Raw genomic sequence first — 22,194 nt, forward strand, 5'->3', positions numbered from 1 at the left:
AGCTGCATGATCGAACTTATTCCCCTTATGGTCCTGATCCTGGGCTGGCACCCGGACAGGCCCGGGGAAATCGATCTCCAGCGTCCTGAAATTCTTTTTGAAACAGCCGCCGAATGCGAAAGCGCGGCAGGAAAAATGGTGCACCAGATGAACGAACGCGCAGCCAGTCAAAGCGGTGCCCGATACGAATTCAGATGCCTGCCGGCGCCCCGCGCTGACGAGTTTGAGGAATTGTTCCGCAGCCAGCCAGAGCGCGGAGAATGACGCCCGCTGCACGCGTCCAGTCAGCGATTGGTATTCTCGACAGTATCATCGATGCAGCCCAGAACCGCGGCGCTCCGGCTGACCGGATCATTGCGGAATGGGCCCGCGGCAATCGTTACGCCGGTTCGAAGGACCGCCGGGCGATCCGCGAACTGGTTTATGGCGCGATCAGGGCATGCGGCCCGGTTCCGCTTAGCGGGCGCACGGCCATGCTGCGCCTTGCTGAACTCCAGCCGGAAATAGCCGAATTGTTCGACGGGTCGAATTACGGCCCGCCTGCAATCGGCGAGGGTGAGGCAGCTGCCACTGGCGGCGCCGCGCCCCCATGGGTCGTGCGGCACCTCGCCAAATCCGACATCGCCGGGCCCGAAGCGGAGGCGCTGCTTGGGCGGGCTCCACTCGACATCCGGATAAACACGCTGAAAGCCGCCCGCGATACGATCGAATTGCCAGAGGGCGGTGAGCCGCTGCTTGCCCCGAACGCCCTGCGTTACGAATCCGGCACGCAGGTGGAACAATGGGATGCCTACCGCGACGGAAAGGTGGAAGTTCAGGATCACGGCAGCCAATGGGCCTGCACCGCTGTGCGCGCTCAGCCGGGCCAGACCGTGATCGATCTGTGTGCCGGGGCAGGGGGCAAGACACTGTCGCTTGCTGCGTCGATGGAAAACACAGGCACGCTGATCGCCAGCGATACAGACCGTGGCCGCCTCTCGCGCCTTGCCCCTCGCGCTGAAAAAGCCGGGGCAGGGATGATCCAGTCGGTCCTGCTCAATCCGGGCAAGGAACTGGAAGCACTCAGCGAATTTCAGGGCAAGGCGGATACCGTGCTTGTCGATGCACCGTGTTCCGGCACTGGCACCTGGCGCCGCAATCCGGAGGCGCGCTGGCGGCTGGGCAAGGCCGAATTGCTACGGTTTGCAGAGATCCAGTCGCGGCTGCTTTCGATCGCCGCGCAGCTGGTGAAGCCAGGCGGGCGGATTGTCTACGTGACCTGTTCGCTGCTTGATGAAGAAGGCAAGGACCGCATCGCGGCATTCCTCGCTGCAAATCCCGGATGGAGCGCAGACAAGCTGGAATTGCCGATTGGGCGTGCCCACGGTGAGGGAACCCGGCTCACTCCGTATCACGACGGTACGGACGGATTTTTCATCGCTAGCCTGACTTCTCCATGTTAACTTGATGAGCCATGGCAGACACCGAAACACGCGAATCGCCTGCCTTTAAGGAGTTACTGATGCGCTTTGGACCAGCCGCACTTTCACTTTCGCTCGCTCTCGGCCTTACCGCCAGCATCGGGCAGGCAGACGACCGTGCACCCAATCCGCGCGCGGCAATGTTGATTTCGGAAGGGAAGTCTGCGCTGGCAGCCGGTCAGCCACAAAAGGCGATCGACGCGTTCGAGGCTGCCCTTACTGTCGATCCGGCACACACGCCGATTTACCTCGATCTGGCAGAGGCCGCCCGCCGCGAAGGGCTGCAGGGCAAGGCGATCCGGTATTACCGCGATGCGCTGAAACGCGATCCTGAAAACCTCGCTGCCATTTCGGGCGAGGGCGAGGCTCTGGTCGAAAAGGGCGCAATCGAAAAAGCCCGGCTCAACCTGTCTAAGCTGAAATCGCTGTGCGGTAATAGCTGCGAGGAAGCGGATGAGCTTGCCACGGCGATCTCGCGCGGGCCGCAGCCTCAGGTCTTACGGGCAGAGGCGGTCATGCCCGACGCGCAGGTTACGCAAAACTAAATGAGGCTCAGGAGCGCAGGCCGCTGATCGGCCCGTGCTTGCCTCGCTGGCTGCCTGCTGTGCGCCTGACCTGTCAGATCAGGTCGCGAAATTCGTCCAGCACGGTGCGGTATACATACCGTTTGAACGGTACGATGACGTCCGGAAGCAAATCCGGTTCCAGCCATTTCCATTGCGCAAATTCGGGCGGATCGTGCGCCTCCAGATCGATATCGGCGTCGCTGCCGGAGAACCGCGCGAGGAACCACACCTGTTCCTGCCCGCGAAACTGGCCCTTCCACAGCTTGCCGATAAGATCATCCGGCAAATCATAGCGGATCGGTTCACGTGTTTTCTTAAGCAAGGTTACCATGCTGCCGGAAACGCCGGTTTCCTCTGCCAGCTCGCGCAATGCCGCCTGCTCCAGGTCTTCCCCCGGATCGACCCCGCCCTGAGGCATTTGCCAGAACCCGGAGGTGTGATCCGTTCCGTGCCGGCTGTCGAGCCGTTCTGCCACGAACACCATGCCGCTGGCATTGACCAGCATCACCCCAACGCAGGGGCGATAAGCTGTCGGCAGGGAAGTCAGGTCATTCATGGATAATGGCGCTCCATCATGTTTTTCATAGCTGCGATCAGATCGTGAGTGTCTTTCTGCGCGCTGGGTATTGCCTTGCGAAGATTGGTGAAACCGTGAATGTTTCCGTGAAATTCCAGATAGGTAACATCTGTGCCCAAGCCAATAAGCTTGGCTGCATATTTGCGCCCTGAATCGCGCAGCGGATCAAGGCCCGCAGTGCACAGCACGGTTGGCACGCGGGCCGGGCTTTCCTCCAGCATCGGGAAATTGCGGACATCGTCCTCCGCGCCGCGATATTGCTCGTGGAACCACGCCATTGTCGATGCGGTCAGCAGGAACCCTTCAGCGAAATCGGCGTGGCTCTGATCACTGGTGACTTCGCTTGCCACCGGATAGATCGGCACCTGCATCACCATTGGAACATCTGCCGGATTGGCCGCCAGCGCATTGGCGGTCACAATTGTCAGGTTCCCGCCGGCACTGTCGCCCATCGGGATCAGGCCGGTTGGTTTGCGGCCCAGTTCGTCAGGCCCGCTGGCCACCCAGCGCGTTGCTGCTTCGCAATCGTCCGGCGCGGCGGGGAAGGGTGCCTCCGGTGCCAGTCGGTAATCCACCGCGACTACGGGCAAATCCATCTCCGCTGCGATTTCGGTGCACAGGGCGTGATGCGATTCAAGATTGCCGATCACGAACCCGCCGCCGTGATAGAACATGATAACCGGTCCGGGCTCCCTGTTTTCGCGCGCATCATACAGCCGCAGCGGAATGTCGCCTGCCGGACCGGGGCAGGTAAGATCCTTGATAACGGCAAGATCACGCGGATCGGCTTCGACCAGCGCGCCCATCGCGATGTATCCCGCGCGGCCTTCGTCCAGCGGAACCTGTTCCATCGGCGGCCCGCCCATTTGTTCCAGCATCGCCAGAAGCGCTTTGACATCATCGCGCACGAATGGTTCGGTGCCGCTCATTATCTTTCTCCCGATTTGTATCTGGTTGCAGGGTCTAACGCTGATGCAGAGTTTTTCCACTCGACTTTTTGCCAATCTAGGAGAAAAACTTCATTGCGGGAGCAGGTTCCGGAGCATAGGTGCCCCACAGCCTATACGGGCCTGACGAAATAAGGCGCGCAGATAACGCGCACGAAAAGGAATATTGATGGCTACTCAAGCCGCGGAAAACCCCACCACAGCACCCGATGCGGTCGTCGTACGTTTCGCCGGAGATTCCGGTGACGGGATGCAGCTGACCGGCGGGCAATTCACGCTTTCGACCGCGCTGGCCGGCAACGATCTGGCGACCTTCCCCGATTTCCCGGCGGAAATTCGTGCGCCGCAGGGCACGCTGTTTGGTGTGTCGGCGTTCCAGATCAATTTCGGCAGCCGCGAAATCAACACGGCCGGCGATGCCCCCGATGTTCTGGTTGCCATGAACCCGGCGGCGCTGAAGGTGAATATCGCCGCGCTCAAGCCAGGCGGGCTGGTGATCATCGACACGGGCGAATTTACCAAGCGTAATCTCGACAAGGCCAAATACGATGTCTCGCCGCTGGACGACGGCAGTCTTGCCAAATGGGACGTTCTGGCATTCGACATTTCTGCGCTCACGATCGAGGCGGTCAAACCGTTCGGTCTGGGCAACAAGGATGCGCTGCGGTCCAAGAACATGTGGACGCTGGGCCTTGCGCTGTGGATGTTTGACCGCGACCGCGGCCCGATCGAAGATTGGCTGAAGGCGAAGTTCAAGAACAAGCCTGAAATTGCCGACGCCAATATTGCCGCGCTGAATGCGGGCCATGCTTACGGCGAAACCGCCGAGCTTTCGGGCCCTCTGCACAAGGTGCATATCGATCCGGTCAAGAGCGAGCCGGGCCTCTACCGGACCATCACCGGTGCGGAAGCGATTTCGCTGGGTCTGGTGGCAGGTGCGCAGCTGGCTGAGTTGCCGATGTTCTTTGGCGGCTATCCGATCACCCCGGCCAGCGCGATCCTGCATCATCTTGCGCGGCTGAAGGAATTCGGTGTCACCACCTTCCAGGCGGAAGATGAAATCGCCGCTATCTGCGCCTCTATCGGTGCAAGTTATGCCGGCCAGCTGGGTGTTACCAGTTCGTCCGGTCCGGGCATTGCGCTCAAGACGGAGGCTATGGGCCTTGCGATCATGACCGAATTGCCCCTGGTGATCGTCAACAGCCAACGCGGCGGCCCGTCCACCGGCCTGCCGACCAAGACCGAGCAGAGCGACCTGTATCAGGCCGTATATGGCCGCAACGGCGATGCGCCGATGCCGGTCGTGTCCTGCCGCAGTCCCGGCGATGCGTTCGAATGCGCTATCGAGGCGTGCCGTATCGCGGTCGAATACATGACTCCGGTCATGCTGCTGACCGATGGCTACATCGCGAACGCGGCAGAGCCGTGGAAAGTCCCCGATCCTGCGGGATACGAGCCGTTCCCGGCCAAATTCCTGACAGAGAAGAACGGCGAGGAGCTGCTGCCATACAAGCGCGACGGGAAGGGTGCACGCCCGTGGATCAAGCCGGGCACGCCCGATCTGATGCACCGCATCGGCGGGATCGAGAAAGCGGTAGATACCGGCCACATCGATTACGCGCCGGACAACCATCAGGCGATGACCGATGCCCGGGTTGCCAAGGTGCTGGGCGTGAAAGTGCCCGACCAGGAAATCGATCTGGGCGAAGCGGGCGGCAAGCTGGCCGTGGTCGGCTGGGGTTCGACCTATGGTCCGATCCATCAGGCCGTAAACCGCGCACGGCGAAAGGGCCTCGACGTCAGCCAGATCCATGTTCGCCACATCTGGCCATTGCCGGGTAATCTGGGCGAACTGCTGAAGAGTTATGATCACGTGCTGGTGCCGGAAATGAACACCGGCCAGTTCAAGACTGTGCTGCGCGATCAGTATCTGGTCGATGCGCAGCCGCTGACCAAGACCAGCGGCCAGCCTTTCGCAATTGCCGAACTGGAAGACGCCATCGGCAAATATTTCGACGATATTCCCGGAAATGAAGGCGGAGAGGTTGCGGTCAACGAAGCCCAGCTTCCCAGCCCGGAGTTGGACGCATGAACGCACCCGTAAAGATCGAGACCACGCTGAAGGATTGGGAAACGGATCAGGAGGTCCGCTGGTGCCCCGGATGCGGTGACTATGCCATCCTGAAGGCGGTGCAGCGCACTTTGCCTCAGCTTGGCGCGGACCCGTCGAACACCGTGTTTATTAGCGGCATCGGCTGCTCCAGCCGGTTCCCGTATTATATGGAGACATACGGCTTCCACACGATCCACGGCCGCGCACCAGCGATCGCGACGGGTGTGAAGCTGGCCAATCCGGATCTCGATATCTGGCTGGTGACAGGCGACGGCGATGGTCTGTCCATCGGCGGTAATCACATGATGCATGTCCTGCGCCGCAACGTGAACATGCAGATCATGCTGTTCAACAACGAGATTTACGGTCTGACCAAGGGGCAGGCATCGCCGACCAGCCGCGAAGGGACCAAGAGCCCGTCGACTCCGATCGGTTCGTATGACCGCCCGGCCAATCCGTGCGCCTTCGCTCTCGGCAGCGGTGCCCGTTTCGTCGGCCGCGGGTTCGATGTTTCGAAAAATCTGCCCGATGTTCTGAAGGCAGCGCACGCCCACCAGGGCGCGGCATTTATCGAGATTTTCCAGAACTGTATCGTCTATAACAAAGACGTGTTCGAAGATTTCGCTGCGCCCAAGGGTGCAGGCGACCGGCAGCTGTGGCTGACCCACGGCGAACCGATGCTGTTCGGCGATCCGAAGACCGGTTTCGACAAGGGTATCGCGCTCGACCGTGACAAGATGGCGCTAACCGTGGTCGATGTCGCGGATGGCGACTGGGAAGCTGCAGGCGTGTTGGTGCACGATGCAACCAATCGTCCGATGGCGCATCTGCTGGTCGAAATGCCGTTCGGCCCGTTCCCGATGGCGCTGGGCGTGATCTATGACGATCCTGCGCCGACCTTTGAAGCAGCCGTAATCGAAGAACGCTCGCGCGCATCTGCTGGCAAGGAAGCGAACCTCGCCAAATTGCTGGGCAAGGGCCAGACGTGGACTGTCGATCCGAGCGAGGGCCACCCGACCGATTGATCGGGTGTGATCGTTGGATAATCTAACCCACTCGCTGGTCGGGGCCTTGCTGGGGCAGGCCGGGCTGAAACGCAAAACCGGGCTGGCGATGCCCGCGCTGATTATCGGCGCGAACCTGCCCGATGTTGATGCGGCGTGTTTCTTCTGGCTGGACGGCGCAGAACACCTCGGTTTCCGGCGCGGCATCACCCACGGACCGCCTGCGCTGGTGCTGCTGCCGCTGATATTGGCCGGGCTGCTATGGGGTTTCGACCGCTGGCAGGCGAAGCGCGGAAAACGGCCCGAAAGCCGCCTGCCGGTGAGTTTCAAATGGCTGTATCTGCTCAGCTTCATCGGATGTCTGACGCATCCGGCGCTCGACTGGCTCAATGTCTACGGCATCCGCCTGCTGGAGCCGTTCTCATCGCGTTGGTCCTACGGCGACACGCTGTTCATCATCGATGTATGGCTGTGGGCGCTGATGGGCGTTGCCACGTGGTTCTCGCTGCGGCGGGAGAAGCGGAGTGGGGAGTGGAAACGTCCGGCGCGCCTCGCGATAGCCGCAGCGCTGATTTACATCGCGCTGAACGGCGCATTTTCCAACATTGCCTGGCGCGGTTCGCATTCCCACTATGCATTCGGCGCGGATGCCGAAGTGATCGTTAGCCCGCTGCCCATCGCTTTCTGGCAGCGCGAAGTGATCGTCCGAAAACCCGAAGGCGTGTGGCAGAGCGCAATATACACTTTCGCTCAGGGGACAACGCGGCTGAAACCCCTCTCGACCTCGGTCTGTGAGCCTGAGACTATCACGCGCAATTCAGAGATCGACGCTTTCCTCTTCTGGTCCCGTGCACCTTTCGCCGAACGAATTGAAGATGGCTCGATCGTGTTGCGCGATGCCCGCTTTTACGACCCGCGCGCCCGGGACCGTTTCACCGCCGCTCTGCCCGATGTGAAATGTGAGGAACTTCCTGCGCGCTAGGTGGGTTCTGGTCGCATGACCAAACCGCAAATCGTGTGGCTTCGCCGCGACCTTCGTTTTTCCGATCAACCGGCACTGTTCGCTGCGGCTCAGGCCGGGCCGGTTATCCCGGTCTATGTGCTGGACGATGACGCTGCGGGCGATCACGCCTATGGCGGCGCATCGCGCTGGTGGCTGCATCATTCGCTGGAAAGCCTTTCCAGAAGCTTTGGCGCGCGCAATTCGCGCGTTGTCTTGCGGCGCGGCGATGCGGTGGAACAACTCGTCAGGATCGCCGAAAAAACAGGCGCGGAAACCGTCCACGCCAATCGCCATTACGAACCCTGGTGGCGCAAGGCGCAGGGCAGACTGGCGGACAGGCTCGACCTGCAATTGCATGATGGCTGCTACCTGTTTCCGGCTGGCCATGTGACGACCGGATCGGGCGACCCCTATAAAATCTACACTCCGTTCTCGAAGGCCATCCTGCAACAGATGCCGCCGCGCGATGACTTGCCGGAGCCGGAGACGCTGCATTCGCCTGATAAATGGCCTGCCAGCGATGATCTGGCCGATTGGGGCCTGCTGCCAACCAGGCCCGACTGGTCTGGCGGTCTGGATGATTTCTGGACCGTGGGCGAAGATGCCGCGCATGAACGGCTGGAATGGTGGGACGATCACGTCGCCGATTACGACGAAGGCCGCAATCTGCCGTCGAAGGACGGATCATCGCGCCTGTCGCCGCATCTGCATTTCGGGGAAATCAGCCCGGTACAGATATGGCACCGGTTCAAGGACAAGCGCAACCAGGGCTGGAAAACCTTCGAGAAGGAGCTGATTTGGCGCGATTATGCGCAAAACGTGATCTGCCAGTTTCCGGCCTATCCCAAGGAAAGTTACCGCGATGGCTATGACAGCGGGATATGGCGCAACCCCAATCGCGGACATCTGATCCAGGAAGATCTGGAGGCGTGGCAGCAGGGGCAAACCGGTTATCCCATCGTCGACGCCGGTATGCGGCAGCTGTGGCAAACCGGCTGGATGCACAACCGCGTGCGGATGATCACGGCAAGCTTTCTTGTGAAGCATCTGCTGATCGAATGGACCCACGGCGAACGCTGGTTCTGGGACTGTCTGGTCGATGCCGATTACGGATCCAACGGTGTGAACTGGCAATGGGTCAGCGGCACCGGCGTCGACAGCAATATGTTCGTGCGGATCATGGCGCCGCTCAGCCAGTCGGACAAATTCGATGCAGCGGGCTATATCCGGGAATACGTGCCTGAACTGGCAGATTTGCCCGATGCGAAAATCCACGATCCGGAAGAACATGGCTGCAAGCCCGAGAATTATCCTTCCAAGATAATCGGCCACAAGGAAGCCCGCGAAAGGGCGCTTTCCGCCTACCGCGAAATGAAGGGTGATTAGCGGGGGCGGCTCTTGCCCCTGCATCGGCAGCGCGGCATAGGGCGTGCATGACTTCGCAGGATATCGGAAGACCGCAGGGTATCGGCAGAGGGCGCGAGCTCATCAAAGGCGGTTCGCGTTTTGAACGCAAACCGGGCCTGTTAAGCCGCCTGATCGCCCCCGGCTTTCACAAGATTATCGACCGGATCGACCGCGGGCTGGTGACAGGATCGATCACCGGCAAACTGCCCGATGGCACCACGCGCGTGCTTGGCGGACGTGCGCCGGGAATTGATGCGGAAATTACGCTGCATGATTGGCGGGCGCTGATCCGGCTGGCCACCAACGGTTCGATTGGCTGGTATCAGGGCTGGGATGCAGGCGAATGGGAAAGCGCAGACCCCGTCGCGATTTTCGCGATTTTCAACCAGAATGCGGTGTCGCTGGGTGAAACCGGCCGCGCAAAGGGTCCGTTTCGCTGGGCAGCATCGTTCACCCACTGGCTGAACCGGAACAGCAAGGAAGGTTCGCAGCGCAACATCCATGCGCATTACGACCTCGGCAATGATTTCTACGCCGAATGGCTGGACCCGACGATGAGCTATTCCTCGGCAATCTTCGCCGCAGATGGCGATCTGGAGGCGGCACAGCGGCACAAATGGGATGCGCTTTCCGCGCGGCTTGGCAATCCGGAAACGCTGCTGGAAATCGGGTGCGGCTGGGGTGCGCTGGCCGATCATTTTGCCGGTCAGGGTGCGAATGTCACCGCGATCAGCTTGTCGGACGAACAGCTGGCATGGGCGCGCACGCATCAAAATCCCGCGATCGAATTTCGCAAGCAGGATTACCGCGATACCGCTGAGCAGGTCGATGCGATTGTCAGCGTTGAGATGGTGGAGGCGGTGGGCCGCGAATACTGGCCCAGTTTCTTCGACTGTATCGCGCGCAATCTGAAACCGGGCGGCAGGGCGGCGATCCAGTACATCACGATGAACGATGAACTGTTCGATGCCTACGCCGCCAGCGCCGATTTCATTCAGGCCTATATTTTCCCCGGCGGGCTGCTGATCCGCAACAGCGAGTTTCAGCGGCTCGCAAGCGAGCGCGGCCTCGAATGGCGCGATCAGAAAGATTTCGGTCTGGATTACGCTGAAACGCTGAAAATCTGGCGCGAACGTTTCGACCTTGCAGCCAGGGAAGGTCGCTTGCCCGCCGGGTTTGACGAACGGTTCACACGGCTGTGGCGGTACTATCTGATGTACTGCGAAGGGGGCTTTCGCGGTGGCGGCATCGATGTGAGCCAGGTTACGCTGATAAAGAAATAAGCCGGCTTTGGGGAGGAACAGGCAATGAAGAAATGGATTATCGGGCTGCTGGCGGTGCTGGCAATCGGCGCCGGGGGCTTCTGGCTTTCGCTCGACAAGGATACGCGCAGCGTTCTGGCAAACATGCCGACCGACAGGAATGTCCTGTTCTGGTCGGTCGATGAACGCGATGCCGCATTCCGTGCGCTGGATGCGATACCGGTGTTGTCAGAAGCCAGAGTGATCGAGGCCGGCGACACTGTCTATCCGCTGCCCAAAGGCGATCCGATCGATCTCGATTTCGATGTCGATGCCTATATGGAAAACCAGCGCACGTCCGGCCTCGTCATTATTCATGACGGCAAGGTGGTGATGGAAAAATATGGTCTGGATTTCGGGCCCGAAGGCAAATGGACCAGTTTCTCCGTCGCCAAGAGCCTGACCTCGACCATGGTTGGTGCAGCGGTGAAAGATGGTGCGATCAAGAGCCTGGACGACAAGGTCAGTGCCTACATCAAGGGCCTGGAAGGATCGGCATATGACGACGTGACCATCCGTCAGCTGCTTACCATGACATCCGGTGTGCGATGGAACGAAGACTATACCGATCCGAAATCGGACGTGGCCCTGTTCAATGAACACAAGGCTGAAGACGGTCTCGATGCTACGGTCAGCTATATGCGCAAGCTGCCGCGCGAGGCACCGGCGGGCGAGAAATGGGTCTACAAGACCGGAGAGACCAATCTGATCGGAGTTCTCGTCAGCGAAGCCACGGGTAAACCGCTGGCCGAATATCTGTCCGAGAAGGTCTGGAAGCCGTTCGGGATGGAACAGGATGCGACCTGGCTTCTGGGATCAACGGGCCATGAAATCAGCGGCTGCTGCATTCAGGCATCAACTCGTGATTTCGGGCGTTTCGGTCTGTTCATCCTCGGCGGCGCGATTGCGGATGGCAATAAAGTCGTGCCCGATGACTGGCTGCCAGCGGCGACAACCAAGCAGGCTGATATCGGCGCGCCGGGCCGTGGCTACGGCTATCAGTGGTGGACCAATGATGACGGCTCGTTCGCGGCGCAGGGCATCTTCGGCCAGGGCATCTTCATTGATCCTGCCCGCAAACTCGTGATTGCATCGAACAGCAACTGGCCCACGGCGACCGATTACGACGGCGTCGGGGCAGAACGTGAGCGGTTTTACAAAGCGGTTCAGCAGGCGCTGACCCCTGCGCCCGAACCGATTGCCGCCAATTGACCTGAAAACATGAGAAGCGAGCCGCCCGGGTGACCGGCTCGCTTCCGTGTTCCGCACCTTGGGCAAAGCTGCGGACGTTTGATTGTGATTGCTTACAGCGTGCTGCGATACACCGTGGACGGGCTGTAACGCTGCAGGATGTTATCGTGCACGATCGGGCTGAGCAGTTCCATGAATGCGCAGCCGACGATCGAATTGTCCCACCAAACGACCTCTGCCTGAAGCGATTCGAGGCCGGGGAGGGATATCCAGCACACCTGACCCGGATGCATCCTGCTGATTGCTGCGGCTGAAAAACCGGAAATCGACAGATCGTGGACCACGGTTTGAAACGCGCGCCCCCCTGATGCACGCAGCTGTGCCGGGATGATCATCTTGGTGCGCGGCGCGCAGCGATCTTCCTGCGCTGCCATTTCGTAGCTGTCGTGGCTCTCTACCAACATTCGGGTACCCTTGCGACTTGAGGACTTGTTCAAACCTTACCGGCGGATCTCCGGTCAGGCTTTGCACAAAGTGGCTTAAGCTGGTTACGCGCAGGTTATGCAGAAAGGTTAAGAGGGATTTACCACCCGTTCGCGGTGGCGGGTTGCGAAATCATCGAGCAGCATCTGCACAATGCGGTCGCCGACCACGGTCGGTGACTTGACCGTTTTCGGGTCTTCGCCGGGATATGCCTTGGCCCGCATTCCGGTGCGAGTCGCGCCCGGATCGACGATCGCGACGCGCACATTGCCGATTTTCTCGACTTCCTGGGCATAGCTGTCGAGCAGCGATTCGAAGGCTGCCTTGGTCGAGCCATAGGCCGCCCAATATGCCCGCGCATCCGACCCGACACTGCTGGTCAGGCCGATAACGCGACCGGCATCGGCACGTTTCAGCATCGGATCGAAACTGGCCAGCAAAGCCTGCGTTGCCAGCACGTTTACCGTAATGGCCTGGCTGAATTGCTTCTGGTCGATTTGTGTAACCGGTGTGAGCGTCGGCAGGTAAGCTGCCGAAATCACGAGGAAGTCCAGCTTGTCCCACCGCCCTGAAATGGCAGAGGCCAACCGTACGATCCCGTCAGCTTCGGTCAGGTCGACCGGCGCAATCGTCGAACTGCCGCCAAGGTCGTGAATCTCGTCCTCGACCGCTTCGAGCGCTTTTACATCGCGCCCGGTCAGGATTACGTGCGCGCCAGCCTTTGCCAGCGCCTTTGCCGCTTCTGCACCGATCCCGCGGCTGGAGCCGGTGACCAGCGCCAACTTGCCTTCGAATGGCTTGCCAGATGTCATACCGAAACCTTGTCGAAGCTCAGCTGCGCATCTTCCTGATCGCGTGCGTTCAGATCGGTCAGCGGGGTCGGGTAATCGCCGGTGAAACAGGCATCGCAATATTGCGGGCAAGCTGAATTGCGCGGTTTTTCCCCGACAGCGCGGTACAGCCCATCAATGGAAACAAATGCCAGGCTGTCTGCCTTGATGAAGCTGCGCATGGGTTCAACATCCATGCGCGCGGCCAGCAATTTTGAACGTTCCGGCGTATCGACGCCGTAGAAGCAGCTGTGCGCCGTTGGCGGGCTGGCGACGCGGAAATGCACTTCGCTGGCGCCGGCATCGCGCATCATTTCGACGATCTTCATCGAGGTGGTGCCGCGCACGATCGAATCGTCGATCAGCACAATCCGCTTGCCTTCAACGAGGCCGCGATTGGCGTTGTGCTTGCGCCTGACGCCGGAATGGCGGGCACCGTCGGATGGCTGAATGAATGTGCGCCCGACATAGTGCGAGCGGATGATGCCGAGTTCAAACGGTATGCCCGATTGCTGGGCATATCCGATTGCCGCCGGAACGCCGCTGTCTGGTACCGGTACCACCAGATCGACGTCGCAAGGGCTTTCGATCGCAAGCTGTTCGCCAATCGCCTTGCGAGCCGAATAGACCGAACGGCCATCGAAAATGGAATCGGGCCGGCTGAAATACACGTGTTCAAAGATGCAGGGGCGGGCCGGGTGATCGCCAAACGGGCGGATTGACTTGATTTCCCCGTCGAAATCGACGTGAATCATCTCGCCCGGTTCGACCTGACGAACAAATTCAGCGCCGGTCACGTCAAACGCGACGCTTTCGCTGGCGAACAGGATGTTATCGCCCATCTTGCCCATGACCAGCGGCCTGATGCCCAGCGGATCGCGGCAGGCAATCATCCCCTCGGGGGTCATCACGATCAGCGAATATGCACCTTCGACAAGGCGCAGCGCGTCAATCAGGCGCTCAATCATCGAGGGGTAGCGGCTGGTCGCCACCAGGTGGATGATCACTTCGGTGTCGGAGGTCGACTGGAAAATAGCGCCGCGGCGGACCAGATCGTCGCGCAGTGTCTGCGCGTTGGAAATGTTGCCGTTATGGGCAACGGCAAAACCGCCACTGGCCAGATCCGCATAAAGCGGCTGGATGTTGCGCAGGCCCGAGCCGCCGGTCGTGGAATAACGCACGTGACCTGCGGCCATGAAGCCGGGAAGCTGCGACAGCGCCTCTGCGGTCGAGAAATTCTCCGCCACATGGCCAATGCCGCGCACGGTGAAGAAGCTGTTGCCGTCGAAGCTGGAAATCCCGGCGGCTTCCTGTCCGCGGTGCTGCAAGGCATGGAGGCCAAGCGCGGTGACTGTCGAGGCGTCTGACGCGTTGATTGCGCCGAAAACGCCGCACTCCTCGCGAAGTTTGTCGCCGTCGTCGTCCAGAAACGGGTGAGTAAGGTTCATTTGGTGACCGCCCGATGCGTGTTCGAAACATGCGCCGAGTATCGCGCATCACGGGGCGCTCAATGGCGATGTTACGGGCTGATTACAAGGCCCGAATACACCGGCTCTGTTGACCTGAACCTGTGAAGTCCCGGTTTAATGAAGGGATTTCATTGCAGCGACAGGAAAGCCACCCTAAACATCCGCGCAACGATCAACGGGAAAAGCTCAGCACCTTGCTCCTCTCACCATTCGAATGGACTATCACGCGGCGCTATATGATGCCGGGCAAAGGGGAAGGCTTTATTGCCCTCGTCGCCGGTATCAGCGTGGGCGTGGTCATGCTCAGCGTCGCATTGCTGGTTGTGGTGATGAGCGTGATGAACGGTTTCAGAGGCGAATTGCTCGACCGTTTTGTCAGCCTGAACGGCCATGCGATCATCCAGGCCTACGGCGGGCGGCTGCAGGACTGGGAAGAAATCTTGGAAGAGGTTCGCGATACGCCCGGCGTTGTCAGTGCATCCCCGCTGATCGAGCAGCCTCTGCTGATGACCTTCAACGGACGAGTCGAAGCGGTGAATGTGCGAGGGAATACGCAGCAGGATATCGCGAAGCTGGGTGAAAATCTGGTGCAGGGCAATCTGTCGGCGATCGCACCCGAATCCGGCAAGGTCGCGATCGGTTCGCGCCTCGCAATGAATTTGGGCGCGCGAATTGGTGATACGGTGACTGTGCTCAATCCGCAGGGTAGGGCAACCCCGTTCGGGACAGTGCCCCGCCAGGTCGGTTATGAAGTTGCTGCGTTGATCGAAACCGGGGTTTACGATTTCGATCAGGTATTCGTGATCATGCCGATCAAGGATGCGCAGACATTGCTGCTGACCGGCGATTCCATCGGTCTGATCGAAGTCGAAACCACGGATGCGGAGGATGTCGGGCGTATTCTTGCCCCGCTGGAGCCGAGGCTGCAGGGACGGGCGGTCATCAATGACTGGCGGACAATCAATTCAAGCATTTTCGAAGCGCTTGAGGTGGAACGGGTCGCAATGTTCTTCGCGCTGTCGATGATTGTCGTGGTGGCGGCGTTCAATATCCTTTCCTCGCTCGTCATGCTGGTGCGCGCCAAGACACGCGATATCGCGATCCTGCGAACCATGGGCGCGACGCGCCGCAATATCCTGAAGATATTTGTCACGACCGGCACGGTTATCGGGGCATTCGGCACGCTTAGCGGCCTGGCCCTTGGCTTTTTGATCCTGTATTTCAGGCAGGGTATTTCGGGCGGCATACAGGCGATGACCGGCGCCACACTGTGGGACCCATCTGTCAGGTTCCTCACCGAATTGCCCGCGCGGGTCGATCCCGCCGAAGTGATCGGGATCTGCCTGCTGGCAATGGGCCTAAGTTTCCTCGCGACGCTGTATCCGGCGCTGAAGGCATCCGGCACTGATCCCGTACAGGTGCTTCGTTATGAGTAACTCGGTCGTGAAACTTACCGGCCTGACACGGTCCTTTGAACAGGGCGGTGTGCGGATCGATGTTCTGCGCGGGGTCGATCTGACCATTGAGCCGGGCGAGATCGTTGCGCTGCTCGGCCCGTCTGGATCAGGCAAGTCGACAATGCTGCAGGCGGTCGGGCTGCTCGAAGGCGGTTTTGGCGGCAAGATCGAAATTGCGGGTATCGATGCCAGCGCTCTGCCGTCAGATGGCCGGACAGAGGTTCGCCGCAATCATCTGGGCTTCGTTTACCAGTTCCATCACTTGCTGCCCGATTTCAGCGCGGAGGAGAACGTAATCCTGCCGCAGCTGGTCCTCGGCAAACCTCAGGCGGAATGCGAGACGCGGGCACGCGAATTGCTGACCGCATTGGGTCTTGGCCACCGGCTCGACCACCGGCCCAGCCAGCTATCAGGCGGGGAACAGCAGCGTGTCGCGGTTGCGCGCGCGCTGGCCAACAGCCCGCAGCTGGTGCTGGCAGATGAACCCACTGGCAATCTGGACGAAGCGACTGCCGACAAGGTGTTCGATGAATTTCTCGCGCTGGTTCGCGGGCAGGGCAGTGCAGCAATTGTCGCCACGCATAACGAGCGGCTTGCTGGCCGAATGGACCGCGTTTTGCGCCTGCACGACGGAAAATTGGAATAGCCGGACCTGAACAGGGTTTTGTTCGTTGGTCTGATGAAGGAGTATTTCCATGACAGACCATCCATCCACTTACCGCGCCGACCCTGAAAACGTCGGCAAGATCGACTGGGACGACCGCGCATCTTTGCACCTTAAGGATGACGGTGACGGTGTGCTCGACAGCATGAAGCGCCTGCGTAGCGGGACGTTTGCAGAATTGATCTCGCAAGTGATGGCCATGCCGGCGGAAGATCGTGAAAAATACGTGATCGAAAAGGCTGGCGACCGCGAATTCAGTGCCGGCGAGATTGAAGGGCTGTCAAAGCGGGATGACTTTCCCGCCTGACCGCAGCCTGTCGGCGCAGTTCAAGCGTTGGTAGTTTCCCGCTTGCCCGTTCCGCTAGTTCGTGGACTAAGAGGGGCAGGAGGGGAATGCCATGATTACATCGATACTCACCGCTGTTCTGCTGCAATCAGCGCCGCCCGCTGCGAATACAAACCCGCCATCTCCGCCGCCGCCCTGCGCCAGCGAGGAGCATGGCGGGTTCGATTTCTGGGTCGGAACCTGGGATGTCTATCCGACCGGCTCTGACAGCATGGTCGGGCAAAGCCGAATAGAGCGCACGCATAATGGCTGCGCCGTGATAGAAAACTGGATGCCTGCCAACGGGCGCACAGGATCGAGCCTGAACCACTACGATCCGGCGTCCGGACAATGGCATCAGAAATGGGTCGGTTCGGGCGGCGGCGCTGTTGAATTCATTGGCGGTGTAACCGGCGGCAAGATGGTGCTGACAGGAAACTGGCCAAGCCCGCAAACGCCGCATCAATTGATCCGCATGACATATACTGCCAATGACGACGGAAGCGTGCGGCAGTTTGGTGAAGGTTCGACCGATCACGGGCTGACCTGGTCGGCCAGTTTCGACTTTATTTACAGGCCCCGACAGCGGGGCGGACAGGAAACATCCGAATGACAAAAATTGGCGATTTTCAGGTCAAGAAGTCCGACGGCAGCGACCTCGACCTTTCCGACAAGCAGGGCAAGGTTCTGCTCGTGGTCAACACCGCAAGCAAATGCGGGTTCACCCCACAGTATGACGGGCTTGAGGAACTCCACAAGAAATACGCTGATCAGGGTTTCGAAGTGCTCGGGTTCCCGTGCAACCAGTTCGGCGGTCAGGAACCGGGCAATGCCGAGGAAATCGACCAGTTTTGCAAGGTCAATTTCGGAGTAACTTTCCCTCTGATGCAAAAGGTCGAGGTTAACGGTGACAAAGCCAGTCCGCTATTCGACTGGATGAAATCGGAAGCGCCCGGGTTAATGGGCAGCAAGACCATCAAATGGAATTTCACGAAGTTCCTGATCGACCGCGAGGGCAATGTCGTCCGCCGTTATGCGCCGCAAGACGCGCCGGCAAAAATCGACAAGGATATCGCCAAGCTCCTGTAACCTTTCAATCGGCTGGCCCGTATTACCGGGCAAATTGCAGGAGGGCTCATGCTCGTCGCTATCAATCAGTGGTTTCTTTCTCTTGGCGCCGAATACGGCGTGAATCCGTATATTTTCGGCGCGATCTACGTTGGCGCGATTCCGTTCTTCCTCCTTTCGATTGCGTGGCTGATCCGCCGCGCAAAGGCGCATCGCTCAACCGTCGTTCCCACGCTATGCGCGGGCTTCTGTTTCGTGTCTGCATATCTCTATCTGGCGATTGCAGGGCGCAATATCCCCGTATGGGTATGGATATTCCTTGCCGCGCTGGTGGTGTACGGCGCGTGGTCGACGATCCGCGACACGCGCAAGAAAATCGCTGCTGCAAAATCCGAGGCTGGCTGACCGAATTCTGGCTGCCCGCATCCCGGTGGCTGCACACGGGTAAAACTCTGTGGAGAAAACGGGGCTGCCAGCCCTTCCGAATCGCGCATAAAATCTTACTTTGCAGGGATGCCATTTGCTCCCTTCGTTCCCCTGCGGATTTTATCGTCCTACTCCATGCTGGAGGCGGCGATCGATCCGAAGCAGATTGCGAAACTGGCTAAGGAACGAGGGTTTCCCGCAATCGCAATTTGCGACCGCAACGGGCTGTACGGCGCAGTCATGTTTGCCAAGGCGTGCTTCGATGAAGGTATCCAGCCCATCATCGGAACGCTGCTGGGCGTCGCCCGCGACGCGGAAGGCAAGCAGGTCGATTACCTGCCGCTGTTTGCGCAGGATGAGACGGGTTATGACAACCTTTGCCATCTGGTCAGCAAGGCTCACCTGGATCGCCCGCTCGAGCATGAACCACACGTCCGCCTGAGCGATATTGAAGGGCACACTGGCGGTCTGATTGCGCTCACCGGTGCAGCCGAGGGTGCGGTCTCACGTTTGCTGGGCGAGGGGCAGCAGGAACATGGCGAGGCAATGCTCGACCGGCTGCAAAAGCTGTTCCCGGACCATCTTTATGTCGAACTCGCGCGGAAGAATAACCCGGTGCAGGATGCGGCTGAAGATGCCCTGATAGAGCTTGCCTATCAGCGCGATTTGCCGCTGGTGGCGACCAACCCTGCATTCTTCGCTGAACCGCATGTCTTTTCTGCGCATGACGCCATGCTATGCATCGCCGCGTCCACGCAGATCGATGCGGAGGAGCGGCCGCGATCCAACCGCGAGGCATTTGTCAAATCGGCGAAGATGATGGAGGAGCTGTTCGCAGACCTTCCTGAGGCGACCGCCAATACGCTGACGATTGCCCGCCGCTGCGCCTATGCGCCGCCCAATCGAGATCCGATTTTGCCCAGCCTTGCAGGCGATCTGGAGGGGGAGGCTGCGAAGCTGGCGGAAGACGCGCGCAAGGGTCTCGAAATGCGGCTTGAACCCTATGGGGAAATGTCGGCCGAAGAACGCAAGGTTTATGAAGACCGGCTGGATTTCGAAGTCGACATCATCGTCAAGATGGGTTTTCCCGGATATTTCCTGATCGTTGCCGACTTTATCAAATGGGCCAAGGATAATGGAATTCCGGTGGGGCCGGGTCGTGGTTCCGGTGCGGGTTCGCTGGTCGCGTGGGTGCTGACCATCACCGATCTCGACCCGATAAGGCTGGGGCTGCTGTTCGAACGTTTCCTCAACCCGGAACGCGTTTCCATGCCCGACTTCGATATCGATTTTTGCGAAACGCGGCGCGGCGAAGTGATCCGTTATGTGCAGAACAAATACGGCCAGGATCATGTCGCGCAGATCATCACCTTCGGTAAGCTGAAGGCGCGTGCCGTGCTGCGCGATTGCGGGCGGATTTTGCAGATGAGCTACGGACAGGTGGACCGTCTGTGCAAGATGGTGCCGAACCATCCGACCGATCCGTGGACCTTGCCGCGTGCGCTGAACGGCGCTGCTGATTTCAAGCGCGAATACGACAATGACAACGAAGTGAAGCGGCTGGTCGATCTGGCGATGCAGCTGGAAGGTTTCCCGCGCAACAGTTCGACCCACGCGGCAGGAGTCGTGATTGGCGACCGCCCGCTGGCGCAGCTGGTACCGCTATACCGCGATCCGCGATCAGATATGCCGGTGACACAGTTCGACATGAAGCATGTCGAAAGCAGCGGCCTGGTGAAATTCGACTTTCTCGGTCTGAAAACGCTGTCGGTTCTGCGCAAGGCGACAGACCTGCTCGAGAAACGCGGGATCGAGGTCGATCTGGGCTTGCTGGCGTGGGATGATCCGGCGGTTTTCGACCTGCTTAAGGCGGGTAATACGGTCGGCGTGTTCCAGCTGGAATCCGAAGGGATGCGGCGAACGCTGACCGCGGTGAAACCGACCAAGTTCGAAGACATTATCGCGCTCGTCTCGCTGTACCGCCCGGGTCCGATGGATAACATCCCGCTGTTCGGCAAACGCAAGGCTGGCGATGTCCCGATCGAATATCCGCACGAAAAGCTCGAAGGCATTTTGGCGGAAACATATGGCATCTTCGTGTATCAGGAACAGGTCATGCAGGCCGCGCAGATCCTGGCCGGATACTCGCTTGGCGATGCAGACCTTTTGCGCCGTGCAATGGGCAAGAAGGTCCAAGCGGAAATGGACGCCCAACGCGTGCGCTTCGTCGATGGGTGCAAGGAAGTGTCCGGTATCGAGAAAGCCAAGGCCAACGAACTGTTCGACTTGATCGACAAGTTTGCAGGCTATGGTTTCAACAAATCACATGCTGCGGCTTACGCCTTGCTCGCTTACCAGACAGCGTGGCTGAAGGCGCATTATCCCGAGGAATTCTACGCCGCATCGATGTGCTTCGACATGCACCAGTCGGAAAAACTGGCCCTGTTTGTTGACGATGCCCGCAGGCACGGGATCGAAGTCGCACCGCCGGACATGAACCGCTCCGTCGCTGAATTTACGGTTGAACGCACAGATGATGGTTACGCTGTGCGCTATGCCCTCGCAGGGATCCGCAATGTCGGTGAAAAAGCGATGGAGTCCATCGTTGCGGAACGCAGTGCGAATGGCTGGTTCGACAATCTGAAAGACCTGTTTGAACGCCTACCGCCTGGCTCGATGAACCGGCGGCAGTTGGAAGGTCTGATTTGCGCCGGCGCGCTCGACCGGCTGGAGCCGAACCGGGGTATGCTGTTCGAAAATGTCGAGTTGTTGCTCGCAACCGCCGAGGCAGCAACACGCGAACGCGAGAGCGGGCAGGGAGGGCTGTTCGCCGGTGAAGATGCATCTTCCGATACGCTGCGGCTGAAAGATGCGCCTGAATGGTCTCGCCCTGAGCGCATGGCGCGCGAACGCGAAAATTTCGGGTTCTATTTCAGCGCCCATCCGGTGCAGCAATACTGGACCATTGCCTCTGCAAACGGCGCACGCACCTATCAAAGCCTGATGGAATCGGGCGCGCCGCCGGGCGGACGTCAGCAGGCGGTGATGGCTGCGATGGTTGAGAGCGTGAACAAGGGCAAAACGCGCCGCGGCAAGGATTTTATCCGCGCTGATTTTTCCGATTCCACCGGGCAGTTTAGCGCCGCCTGTTTCGAAGAATCGCTGGTTGAGAATTTCCAGAAATGGGCCGCGGAAAGCACCTGCATTCTGCTGAACGTGGAACTCGATTCGCCGAGCCCCGATGAACCGCCACGGGTAACCGTGCGCGGCGGACGTCCTCTGGAAGAAATCAAGGGCGGGTCGCGCATGTTGCTGCGGCTCGACCTGCTTGATGCCTCGGCGCTGCATGATCTGAAACTGGAACTGACAGCGGGGACGCCGGGCCACGGCGAAGTGCTGATCAGGCTGAAAACCGGCACCGAGAATGAACCGCTGATGCGTTTGGGGCGTGATTATGCACTGGACGGTGAACTGGCTGAACGCGTGGCGCTGATCGAAGGGATCGATCAGGTCGAACTGACGACGCGGCGCGGTGCCTCACACCTCCGGCTGGTCGCCTGATTTTTCTGTCATGCCGGGCGCTGGCCGCGCAAAAACCACGGAAAATTTCGCAAACAGGAAAATGATGCAGGGCACCAGCATCGTGTTCCAGATGTCGTGAACGCTGCTGCGGAGAAACGCATAGCCTTCGTATGTCAGGTTGTATGCGATGTCGGCAAATTCGCCCGCGATAGCGACGGCCAAGACCAGCAAGAGCGGGCGCAATTGCCATGCTTTCCAGCCAAAGAGTGCGCAACCAGCCAGGAACACGCCAACCGCAACATAAATGTGCAGCGCATCCTTGGCGAGGCCGGTCCAGTCGACCAGCCAGATTTTCAACTCGTTTATCAATTCCATTGAGCG

The 22,194-nt window shown here is 59.7% G+C and carries 22 protein-coding genes; 16 read left to right on the forward strand and 6 right to left on the reverse strand.

Translation table 11 applies throughout. The features are described 5' to 3' along the window. The first annotated feature begins 6 nt into the window (after positions 1–6). Genes GRI43_RS03455 through GRI43_RS03465 form a run of 3 tightly spaced genes read left to right on the forward strand, consistent with a single transcriptional unit; the run spans position 7 to position 2,005 of the window. Entirely contained in the window at positions 7–264 is a 258-nt protein-coding gene (locus GRI43_RS03455) for a hypothetical protein (RefSeq protein WP_160729681.1), read from the forward strand. Then, positions 261–1,442, forward strand: a complete 1,182-nt coding sequence (locus GRI43_RS03460) for an RsmB/NOP family class I SAM-dependent RNA methyltransferase (RefSeq protein WP_160729682.1) — start codon at positions 261–263, stop codon at positions 1,440–1,442. Before GRI43_RS03455 ends, GRI43_RS03460 begins: the two co-directional genes overlap by 4 nt. Positions 1,443–1,501: 59 nt before the next feature. Then, a complete protein-coding gene (locus GRI43_RS03465) occupies positions 1,502–2,005 on the forward strand; it encodes a tetratricopeptide repeat protein (protein WP_160729683.1) in 504 nt (167 codons plus the stop codon). A gap of 73 nt (positions 2,006–2,078) precedes the next feature. Here GRI43_RS03465 and GRI43_RS03470 read toward each other — a convergent pair whose 3' ends face one another. Continuing rightward, complete coding sequence (locus GRI43_RS03470; RefSeq protein ID WP_160729684.1) at positions 2,079–2,582, reverse strand: RNA pyrophosphohydrolase; 504 nt, start codon at positions 2,580–2,582, stop codon at positions 2,079–2,081. Further along, positions 2,579–3,532 carry an alpha/beta hydrolase gene (locus GRI43_RS03475; RefSeq protein ID WP_160729685.1) on the reverse strand — a complete coding sequence of 318 codons (954 nt, stop codon included), beginning with the start codon at positions 3,530–3,532 and terminating at the stop codon, positions 2,579–2,581. The genes GRI43_RS03470 and GRI43_RS03475 overlap by 4 nt, the downstream gene beginning before the upstream one ends. 187 nt (positions 3,533–3,719) lie before the next feature. On the opposite strand from GRI43_RS03475, the gene GRI43_RS03480 reads away from it, so the two are divergent. From GRI43_RS03480 to GRI43_RS03505, 6 genes are read left to right on the forward strand one after another with little or no spacing between them, the layout of a single operon-like run. Next, entirely contained in the window at positions 3,720–5,642 is a 1,923-nt protein-coding gene (locus tag GRI43_RS03480) for a 2-oxoacid:acceptor oxidoreductase subunit alpha (protein ID WP_160729686.1), read from the forward strand. Next, positions 5,639–6,688 carry a 2-oxoacid:ferredoxin oxidoreductase subunit beta gene (locus GRI43_RS03485; protein ID WP_160729687.1) on the forward strand — a complete coding sequence of 350 codons (1,050 nt, stop codon included), beginning with the start codon at positions 5,639–5,641 and terminating at the stop codon, positions 6,686–6,688. The genes GRI43_RS03480 and GRI43_RS03485 overlap by 4 nt, the downstream gene beginning before the upstream one ends. 13 nt (positions 6,689–6,701) lie before the next feature. Beyond that, positions 6,702–7,649, forward strand: a complete 948-nt coding sequence (locus GRI43_RS03490; RefSeq protein WP_160729688.1) for a metal-dependent hydrolase — start codon at positions 6,702–6,704, stop codon at positions 7,647–7,649. A 15-nt stretch (positions 7,650–7,664) separates the two neighbouring features. After that, entirely contained in the window at positions 7,665–9,056 is a 1,392-nt protein-coding gene (locus tag GRI43_RS03495; RefSeq protein ID WP_160729689.1) for a cryptochrome/photolyase family protein, read from the forward strand. A gap of 47 nt (positions 9,057–9,103) precedes the next feature. Beyond that, positions 9,104–10,360, forward strand: a complete 1,257-nt coding sequence (locus GRI43_RS03500; protein ID WP_160729690.1) for an SAM-dependent methyltransferase — start codon at positions 9,104–9,106, stop codon at positions 10,358–10,360. 24 nt (positions 10,361–10,384) lie between these two features. After that, positions 10,385–11,590: a serine hydrolase domain-containing protein gene (locus tag GRI43_RS03505; protein ID WP_160729691.1), complete on the forward strand. Its 1,206-nt coding sequence runs from the start codon at positions 10,385–10,387 to the stop codon at positions 11,588–11,590. Positions 11,591–11,682: 92 nt separating this feature from the next. Here GRI43_RS03505 and GRI43_RS03510 read toward each other — a convergent pair whose 3' ends face one another. The 3 genes from GRI43_RS03510 to purF form a co-directional block, all read right to left on the reverse strand. Next, positions 11,683–12,033: a PilZ domain-containing protein gene (locus tag GRI43_RS03510; protein ID WP_202391582.1), complete on the reverse strand. Its 351-nt coding sequence runs from the start codon at positions 12,031–12,033 to the stop codon at positions 11,683–11,685. A gap of 108 nt (positions 12,034–12,141) precedes the next feature. Beyond that, positions 12,142–12,864 (reverse strand): SDR family NAD(P)-dependent oxidoreductase, encoded by a 723-nt coding sequence (locus GRI43_RS03515; RefSeq protein ID WP_160729692.1) that lies wholly within the window; start codon positions 12,862–12,864, stop codon positions 12,142–12,144. Continuing rightward, on the reverse strand, positions 12,861–14,330 hold the full coding sequence (purF, locus tag GRI43_RS03520; protein ID WP_160729693.1) for an amidophosphoribosyltransferase: 1,470 nt from the start codon (positions 14,328–14,330) through the stop codon (positions 12,861–12,863). Before purF ends, GRI43_RS03515 begins: the two co-directional genes overlap by 4 nt. A 215-nt stretch (positions 14,331–14,545) precedes the next feature. Between purF and GRI43_RS03525 the strand changes: the two genes are divergently transcribed. From GRI43_RS03525 to dnaE, 7 genes are all read left to right on the forward strand, one after another. Beyond that, positions 14,546–15,787 (forward strand): lipoprotein-releasing ABC transporter permease subunit, encoded by a 1,242-nt coding sequence (locus GRI43_RS03525; protein WP_160730617.1) that lies wholly within the window; start codon positions 14,546–14,548, stop codon positions 15,785–15,787. Continuing rightward, positions 15,780–16,454 carry an ABC transporter ATP-binding protein gene (locus tag GRI43_RS03530; RefSeq protein WP_160729694.1) on the forward strand — a complete coding sequence of 225 codons (675 nt, stop codon included), beginning with the start codon at positions 15,780–15,782 and terminating at the stop codon, positions 16,452–16,454. Before GRI43_RS03525 ends, GRI43_RS03530 begins: the two co-directional genes overlap by 8 nt. Before the next feature lie 49 nt (positions 16,455–16,503). Then, a complete protein-coding gene (locus tag GRI43_RS03535) occupies positions 16,504–16,779 on the forward strand; it encodes a hypothetical protein (RefSeq protein ID WP_160729695.1) in 276 nt (91 codons plus the stop codon). Between the two features lie 91 nt (positions 16,780–16,870). Then, positions 16,871–17,410: a hypothetical protein gene (locus GRI43_RS03540; protein WP_160729696.1), complete on the forward strand. Its 540-nt coding sequence runs from the start codon at positions 16,871–16,873 to the stop codon at positions 17,408–17,410. After that, complete coding sequence (locus tag GRI43_RS03545) at positions 17,407–17,886, forward strand: glutathione peroxidase (RefSeq protein ID WP_160729697.1); 480 nt, start codon at positions 17,407–17,409, stop codon at positions 17,884–17,886. The genes GRI43_RS03540 and GRI43_RS03545 overlap by 4 nt, the downstream gene beginning before the upstream one ends. Before the next feature lie 48 nt (positions 17,887–17,934). Continuing rightward, on the forward strand, positions 17,935–18,270 hold the full coding sequence (locus GRI43_RS03550; protein ID WP_160729698.1) for a hypothetical protein: 336 nt from the start codon (positions 17,935–17,937) through the stop codon (positions 18,268–18,270). 108 nt (positions 18,271–18,378) lie between these two features. Continuing rightward, positions 18,379–21,852, forward strand: coding sequence for a DNA polymerase III subunit alpha (gene dnaE, locus GRI43_RS03555; RefSeq protein ID WP_160729699.1), 3,474 nt, complete (start codon positions 18,379–18,381; stop codon positions 21,850–21,852). On the opposite strand, the gene GRI43_RS03560 is transcribed toward dnaE, so the two are convergent. Beyond that, on the reverse strand, positions 21,829–22,188 hold the full coding sequence (locus tag GRI43_RS03560; RefSeq protein WP_160729700.1) for a hypothetical protein: 360 nt from the start codon (positions 22,186–22,188) through the stop codon (positions 21,829–21,831). The two genes, dnaE and GRI43_RS03560, sit on opposite strands and share 24 nt — an antisense overlap. Positions 22,189–22,194: the final 6 nt, after the last annotated feature.

Origin of the sequence: Pontixanthobacter luteolus, from assembly GCF_009828095.1 — a bacterium.
GTDB classification, from domain to species: domain Bacteria; phylum Pseudomonadota; class Alphaproteobacteria; order Sphingomonadales; family Sphingomonadaceae; genus Pontixanthobacter; species Pontixanthobacter luteolus.